The organism is Holdemanella sp., assembly GCF_056804935.1.
This window is the reverse complement of the sequence record NZ_DBMEXE010000062.1, coordinates 1-7,780: the sequence shown is the minus strand read 5'-3', so window position 1 is coordinate 7,780 and position 7,780 is coordinate 1. Positions and strand designations below refer to the sequence as shown.

The following is a 7,780-nucleotide window of genomic DNA, read 5'->3' as shown; positions in this document are numbered from 1 at the left end:
TCATATATGTATGTAGTGATCATGAAAATGCTCAGGACATATTTAAAGAATTGACTGGGTAATTAAAGAAAACAATTTTTTGAAACACAAGAACAATGTAGTGAATTTGATAAACTATTCAAAGAATTTTTATATATTCAAACTTATTCGTTTGAAGAAAATGGATATTTCAATGGACTTATCATATATAAGAAGTAGAAAAAGTATAGACTTATAATGGTGCTTACATCCTCGTAGGTACCTTTTTTAAATTCCAGTCTTTCATTTCTTTTAGAATAAGAATAAAATAATCAAAAAAGGAGAATCCTTATGACAAAATTTTATGAACAAGTAAAAGAGAGATTGATGCGCTACGCAAGAATCAATACAGAATCCGATCCACATAGTACAAGTGTTCCAACAACATCTTGTCAGCATGATTTAGCTAGTGTTATTTATGAAGAGCTTCAAAAAATTGGGGCTACTAATGTATATTATGATAAAGATACATGTGTAGTATATGGATCTCTTGAGGCCAATGTGAAATCGGGAAGAGCCATTGGTTTTGTGACACATATGGATACAGCTCCTGATGCGAGTGGTAAAGATGTAAAGCCTTGGGTGTTAGAAAACTATGATGGAAATGATATTGTTTTAAATAAAGAAAAAGATATTGTGATGTCGCCTAATGTATTTCCAAATTTGAAACAATATATTGGGCAAGATTTGATTTTAACGGATGGTACAACACTACTTGGAGGGGATGACAAGGCAAGTATTGCAGCTATCATGACGTTGTTGGAGTATTTAGTGAAACATCCAGAAATCAAACATAATTTTATTTCTGTCGCATTTACACCAGATGAAGAAGTAAGTGGACTCGCAAAAGATTTGGATTTAGAACGCTTCAAATCACCAATCGCATATACACTAGATGGAGATCATTTAGGCTATTATATGGATGAAACATTTAATGCGAGTCTTTCAACGATTGAGATTCATGGTATTTCAGTACATACAGCTACCGCAAAAGGCATTATGAAAAATGCGGTGGATATTGGAAATGCATTCTTAAATAAATTACCGGCATTAGAAAAACCACAATATACCCAAGGAAGAGAAGGCTTTTATCATGTGGTGAGTTTTAATGGAGATTGCGAATATGCCAAGATTGAAATCAATGTTCGTGATCATGATAGTTTACAGTTTGATATTCGAAACAATACATTAAAGATGATTGTGGATATGTTAAATGAAGAGTATGGACAAGGTACTGTAAATATTACACAAAGAATTCAATATCGAAATTTAAAAGAAGTGATTGATCAAGTACCATTTATGATTCCATATTTGAAACAAGCCATTGAAAGTATAGGATTAACACCTCAAACAGAACCATTTAGAGGAGGAACCGATGGCTCAGCCTTATCTCATAGAGGACTTCCTTGTCCTAACTTATCGGCGGGATATGAAAATGCGCATGGACGTTTTGAATATGTTCCCATTCAATCGATGGAAAAGAATGCGGAAATCTTATTGAATCTAATTGATATATATGCGAAATGTGACTGTTAAAAAGGTCACATTTTTTGGTTGCGTACTGTTTGAATTTTTAGTATAATACACTCAGTCGCAGAGATGGTGAAATGGCAGACACGCTGTCTTCAGGCGGCAGTGCGAGAGATCGCGTGAGGGTTAAAATCCCTTTCTCTGCACCATATAAATTATGCCGACTTAGCTCAATTGGTAGAGCAACTGACTTGTAATCAGTAGGTTGTGGGTTCAATTCCTATAGTCGGCACCACTTAAACAATATACAGCCTTAATGGCTGTTTTTTATTTTTCTTCTTGTTGTATAATGAATATAAAGAAATATGCATATCAAGGAGAAATAATAATATGAAAGAAGTATTTGAAGTGGGTCTTGATATCATTAAAAAGATTCAAGAAACACAGTCTGAAAAATTAGAACAAACCGGTCATTTAGTGGCCAAGGCATTTATGGATGGACATAAGTTTTTTGTGAGTGGAAGTGGCCACTCTCATACAATGGCGGAAGAGATGTATGCTCGTGCAGGTGGCTTAGCTTTTGTGGTTCCTATTTTAACGAGTGAACTTACAATGACGGAGCATCCGACAAAGAGTTCACATATTGAAAGACTGCCTGGTTACGCCAAAATCTTAGCAGAGTTATATGGTATATCTTGTGGTGATGTCGTTTTGATCGCATCCAATTCTGGGCGTAATGCCTATCCAATCGAACTTGCACTTGAAGCTAAAAGTCGTGGTGCACATGTAGTTGCCATCACAAGTATGAAACATACAACTGCTCAATCTTCTCGTCATTCTTGTGGAAAGAATTTGTACCAAATTGCAGATATTGTCATTGATAATTGTGGAGAAGTTGGAGATTGCGCTTTATCTATTGATGGCTTGGATGCCAAACTTTGTCCAACATCGAGTATGGCCAATTCTTTCATTGCGCAATGCATCAATGTGGCATGTGCAAAGTATTTGATTGAACACAACGTAGAAGTACCTGTTTTTTCATCTTTAAACTGTGATGGTACGGAAGAAAGAAATGACAAATTATTTAAAAAGTATACGCGTATGTATTAGAATAAGGAGATGAGGTGCTTATGAAGAAAAGAAATTTATGGATATATATATTTGGAATCACAATCATTATTATTGGATTGATTAAATTGGATACATTGATTTCTATGGTATCTATATTATGGAATGCATGTAGAGTTTTAGTGTTTGGAGCTATGATGGCTTTTGTGATTAACTTGGTTATGGCTAAGATTGAAAAGCGCTTAGGTTTTATGAAGAAAGGAAAGCGTGCAACAAGCCTACTTCTTTCTTTGATTTTAATTTTTCTTTTTGTGTATTTCTTAATTACACTCGTTGTTCCATCATTAAGTGAAGCCATTGGAGTGATTGTGGCTGTGTTGCCAAAATATTTTGAGAATACACAGAAATTTTTGGTGAATTTATTTGAGAATAATCCACAGCTTGCGGAATCTATTAATAACTTAGATATCAACTGGAAAAATTTGATTCAATCCGGTATTAATGTTCTTTCAACCGGCGTTACCAATGTTGTGGGTACTACATTTAATGTTGTAACCATTATTGTGAATAGTGTATTTAATTTTGTATTGATGTTTATTTTCGCAATCTATGTTTTATTAGAGAAGGAAAGATTTGTTCAGTTGTATCACCGTTTAACGAATCTATATCTAAGCGAAACTGTGAAACGTAGAATGGATAAGTGTTTGAATATTATTAATCAAACATTTAGTGCTTTTATAGGTGGACAATGTATTGAGGCAACAATTCTAGGGACACTATGTACATTGGGTATGATTATACTACGTATGCCATATCCGGCTATGATTGGAACATTAGTTGGAGTTATTAATATTATTCCGATGATTGGAGCTTATATTGGTGGGGCGATTGGTATGTTTATGGTATTTACTGTAAGTCCAATTATGTCTCTTTGGTTCTTATTATATTTATGTATTCTTCAACAAATCGAAAGTAATGTGATTTATCCACATGTCGTTGGAAATTCAGTAGGATTACCAGGAATCTATGTCATGATGACTGTTGTGATTTTTGGATCTTTAGCCGGTATTCCAGGTATGTTTCTAGGAATTCCCACAATGGCAAGTGTGTATAAAATAGGTGTTTTATATCTAAATCGAAAAGAACGTTTAAAAGAAATGAATGGATGACGAAAAGTCGTCCATTTTTTCTTATATGCATGATATAATGTTGTGGCAAAGGAGATCAGTTATGTTTGATGAAATTCATGAAGAGTGTGGTGTGTTTGGTGCATATCGCGTAGATAATGCAGCAAGTATTACGTATTATGGTTTGCATTCCTTGCAACACAGGGGTCAGGAAGCGAGTGGTATTGCCGTTTCAGATGGCGAAAATATCACTTTACAGAAAGGAAAAGGCTTGACTGTAGATGTTTTTCAAAGAGAAAAATTAGACTCTATGGTCGGAAGATTAGCTGTTGGGCATGTTCGTTATAGTACAGCGGGCGGTCAGGAAAATGAAAACATTCAGCCAATTGTATCAAAGGGACATAATGGAAGTTTAGCTATCGTTCATAATGGACAGATTGTTAACGAAAAAGAGCTTCGTATTGAACTTGAAAATGAAGGGGCTATTTTCCAGGGAACAAGTGATAGTGAAATTATTCTTCACTTGATTCAGAAACAAAAAGGTACTTTAAAAGAACGTGTTATGAAGACTGCAAATCGTATTGAAGGTGCATTCTCTTTCTTAGTTATGAATGAGGATACTATTTATGCGGTTCGTGATCGTCATGGTTTAAGACCTTTAAGTTATGCCAAAAGTAAAGATGGCTACGTAATTAGTAGTGAAACATGTGCTTTTGAAGTTATGGGAATTTATGAAAGTGTGGATTTAAAACCAGGAGAAATCGTAGAGTTCCATAAGGGTATCGTGAAACATGAATTTTATTCAACAAATACAGATAACCATATGTGCGCAATGGAGTACATTTATTTCGCAAGACCAGATAGTGTAGTGGAAGGTATCAATGTACATGCGTTCCGTAAGGCTACAGGATCTATTCTTGCTAGAGAAGATAAAGATTTACATGCGGATATCGTTATTGGTGTTCCAGACTCATCTTTATCAGCAGCCATTGGTTATGCAGAAGAGGCGGGTATTCCATTTGAAACTGGATTGATTAAAAACCGTTATGTAGGACGTACATTTATTCAACCTACACAAGCAATGCGTGATCGTAGTGTTCGATTAAAATTAAGTCCTGTATCTAGCGTGGTTAAAGGAAAATCAATTGTTATGATTGATGATTCGATTGTACGTGGTACGACTTCAAGAAGAATTGTTCAATTATTGAAGGACGCAGGAGCTACCCAAGTGCATGTTCGTATCGCTAGTCCAGTCATCACGAGTCCATGTTTCTATGGTGTAGATACTTCTACAAAGGATCAATTGATTGGTGCTCAGATGAGTGTAGAAGAAATTCGTGACTACATTCATGCGGATACATTACGTTTTATGACCGAAGAAGAAATGAAGGAAGCTACGCATGGCGTTGGTTTATGCTTGGCATGTTTTAATGGAGAATATTGTACAAAATTGTTCTCATATCAAGAAGAATTGGATAAATAATTATGACTATAAAGTGTTTGGCTTTTGATTTAGATGGAACTTTACTTTTAGACGAATCGAAAAGAATGGATCCAAGAACGGTGGATTCGATTCAAAGGGCGATGGCACAAGGTATGCACGTTGTGATTGCGTCGGGTCGAGATAAAAACGGATGTAAATTTGTATATGAACCATTGGGATTAGAAAATGGAAATCATTTTTTGGCATTGGTAAACGGACAAGTTGTATATGATTTTGAAAATAAAGAATATGATTTGGATGATGTTTTAACGGCAGAAGATGGAGTTAAGATTCAGAAAGTTTGTAAGCAATTTGGTGTAGAGGGAATTTTTCAATGTGGATATGATTTTTATAGTTACATATCTTCATTGAATCGTGTAAAGAAAAAAGTCAAAAATGCTATTTTAGGAGAGCCAGATGATTATGGCTTGAAGGATGGCAAAGAAAATCGTAATTTTATTGATTTGCCTTTTGAAGAAATTCGTTTGACGCAAGATATCAATAAAGTGATTATGGTGCATTCTCCTAGATTCTTTGAAAAGAATTTTGAGGGAATTAAAGCGGCTTTAAGTGATTATGATGTATTGTTGATTGGCCCAGATTGGCTAGAGATTATGCCAAAACATGTCAACAAGGCTAGTGCATTGTGGAAAATCTGTGATAAACTTGGAATCAGTATGAATGAGGTCATGGCTTTTGGAGATGCACAAAACGATTTGAAGATGCTTCAACAAGTAGGTATTGGTGTAGCTATGGGGAATGCGATGGATGAAGCTAAGTATGCAGCTACTGTAGTTACGGACACCAATATGAATAATGGTATTGGAAAAGTCATTGATGCTTTGTTGGCGGGCAAAGAAATGGACTTACGCAAAGGCTTGTTATAGAATGGAATCAGATAAGGAGGAACCTTGTATGAAAATTGTAAACACAGAAGAATTTAACGCATTAATGAATGAAGATGCAGTTTTAGTTGACTTCTTCGCAACTTGGTGTGGACCATGTAAAATGTTGACACCGGTGCTTGAATCAGTCGCAAATAAATTAGATGGAAAAGTAAAAATCGTAAAGGTGGATGTGGATGAAAGTCCAGATTTAGCTCAAAGATTTGGCATTATGTCTGTTCCAACAATGATTCTATTTAAAAAAGGACAACAAGCTGCAGCATTCTCAGGATATATGCCTGAGGCAATGTTGATGCAAAATATTGAAAGTAAACTATAGGATGATTCGTCATCCTATTTTCTTTAGGGGGAAAATATGTATTATATCGCATATGGAAGTAATTTAAACAAAGAAGAAATGAAGCAACGATGTAAAGATGCGAAGTTTGTATCTTTGGCAAGACTTGAAAACTATACACTTGCATATCGTGGAAATCCTGGACGAGCTTATCTTACGGTAGATAAGAAACAAGGAAATTTTGTGCGAGTAGCTGTATGGGACGTGAGTGAAAATGATAAGAAGAGTTTAGATGAATATGAAGACTATCCATACTTATATGATTGTTTTGAAGAAAAGGTATTATTAGAAAACAATGAAACAATCACTGGTTTTATCTACCAAATGTATGATCGTTTTCCAATATGTAAACCGAGCAATTCATATATGGAACGGTGCAAACAAGGATATCGCGATATGGGGTGGGATTCTTCAATTTTAGATTTTTAATGAATTTTAAAGTTTGGTGTGTCATAATAGAAGGAAAATAAGGGGACTTTAAAATGAAAAATTGGAGATACTTAATTTTAAGTTTAGTTTTATCCTTGTTCATTCATTACTACGTCACAGCTGTTTTAATGGAAATTTTTGGCATGGGATGGTATCCAATTCAATTTGTCGTATGGTGTATTGAACTGGTCGTTATATATGATGCGTTGATGTTTTTTACGAAAAACTGGAATGTAAAACATCGAGCCATGTTTTTCTTTGCGTATTACTTGTTTTTAATTATTGCCCTATTAATTCGCTATGATCAAGGTATCAGTATTATTCAGTTGAATCCATTTGCGTGTCTTAGAGAAATCTATTATGGTTCTTGGACAGAGTGGATCGTATTCGCATTTAATATTGGATACTTTATGTTTATGCCATGGGTGAATGGACTATTTATTTCATCAAACAAAGAAAACTTCATTGTTTCTGTATTCATTGGTTTTCTGTGTGAATTTATGCAGTTGATCTTTCATAGAGGCGTATTTGATTTAGGGGATATTTCTCTATATGTAGTTGGAATCTTGTTGGGGCTTTATGTAAAAGAAAAGTACCATGTTCATTTAAAAGAAAAGAGTGAAGTACATGACAATTAAATCTGTAGCGATATTAGGTGCGGGAGCTGTTGGCTCCTATTGTATTTATAATGCAATCTAAGAACACTCGTGACTTTAGTCGTGAGATGAATTAGATGTGCAGATGTTAGATAAATAAATTAAAAATAATTGATAAATATAGTGCTTTAAGTATATACATATGTTATAATATTGATGAAGGAAAAACATATGGAAGTTGTTAAAGGAAGAGGCTATGTCTATTCTATACAGTATCATATCGTATGGTGTGTAAAGTATCGTCGTGATGTCTTGAATGGACAGGTCGCAACAAGATTAAAAGAGCT

The 7,780-nt window shown here is 34.7% G+C and carries 9 protein-coding genes and 2 tRNA genes; all 11 read left to right on the top strand.

The window, feature by feature from the left end; all coding sequences use genetic code 11:
- Positions 1 to 309 precede the first annotated feature (309 nt).
- The gene (gene pepT, locus ACZQCL_RS04380; RefSeq protein ID WP_482481926.1) at positions 310 to 1,554 is read left to right on the top strand and encodes a peptidase T; all 1,245 of its coding nucleotides are present in this window, start codon (positions 310 to 312) and stop codon (positions 1,552 to 1,554) included.
- Between the two features lie 57 nt (positions 1,555 to 1,611).
- Positions 1,612 to 1,697 (top strand) — tRNA-Leu (locus tag ACZQCL_RS04375).
- A 10-nt stretch (positions 1,698 to 1,707) separates the two neighbouring features.
- A tRNA-Thr gene (locus tag ACZQCL_RS04370) sits at positions 1,708 to 1,783 on the top strand.
- A gap of 95 nt (positions 1,784 to 1,878) precedes the next feature.
- A complete protein-coding gene (locus ACZQCL_RS04365; RefSeq protein WP_331865365.1) occupies positions 1,879 to 2,598 on the top strand; it encodes an SIS domain-containing protein in 720 nt (239 codons plus the stop codon).
- A 20-nt stretch (positions 2,599 to 2,618) separates the two neighbouring features.
- Positions 2,619 to 3,725, top strand: coding sequence for an AI-2E family transporter (locus ACZQCL_RS04360; RefSeq protein WP_482481925.1), 1,107 nt, complete (start codon positions 2,619 to 2,621; stop codon positions 3,723 to 3,725).
- 61 nt (positions 3,726 to 3,786) lie between these two features.
- Entirely contained in the window at positions 3,787 to 5,166 is a 1,380-nt protein-coding gene (gene purF, locus ACZQCL_RS04355) for an amidophosphoribosyltransferase (protein ID WP_117926677.1), read from the top strand.
- Positions 5,167 to 5,168: 2 nt separating this feature from the next.
- Positions 5,169 to 6,053 carry a Cof-type HAD-IIB family hydrolase gene (locus ACZQCL_RS04350; RefSeq protein WP_333673066.1) on the top strand — a complete coding sequence of 295 codons (885 nt, stop codon included), beginning with the start codon at positions 5,169 to 5,171 and terminating at the stop codon, positions 6,051 to 6,053.
- Positions 6,054 to 6,081: 28 nt separating this feature from the next.
- Positions 6,082 to 6,390, top strand: coding sequence for a thioredoxin (gene trxA / locus ACZQCL_RS04345; protein ID WP_117926679.1), 309 nt, complete (start codon positions 6,082 to 6,084; stop codon positions 6,388 to 6,390).
- 36 nt (positions 6,391 to 6,426) lie between these two features.
- Complete coding sequence (locus ACZQCL_RS04340) at positions 6,427 to 6,837, top strand: gamma-glutamylcyclotransferase family protein (protein WP_482481924.1); 411 nt, start codon at positions 6,427 to 6,429, stop codon at positions 6,835 to 6,837.
- A 53-nt stretch (positions 6,838 to 6,890) separates the two neighbouring features.
- Positions 6,891 to 7,475 (top strand): VanZ family protein, encoded by a 585-nt coding sequence (locus ACZQCL_RS04335; RefSeq protein WP_333881470.1) that lies wholly within the window; start codon positions 6,891 to 6,893, stop codon positions 7,473 to 7,475.
- A 189-nt stretch (positions 7,476 to 7,664) separates the two neighbouring features.
- The coding region (locus tag ACZQCL_RS04330; RefSeq protein WP_482481927.1) for a transposase at positions 7,665 to 7,780 on the top strand (116 nt) is incomplete at its 3' end.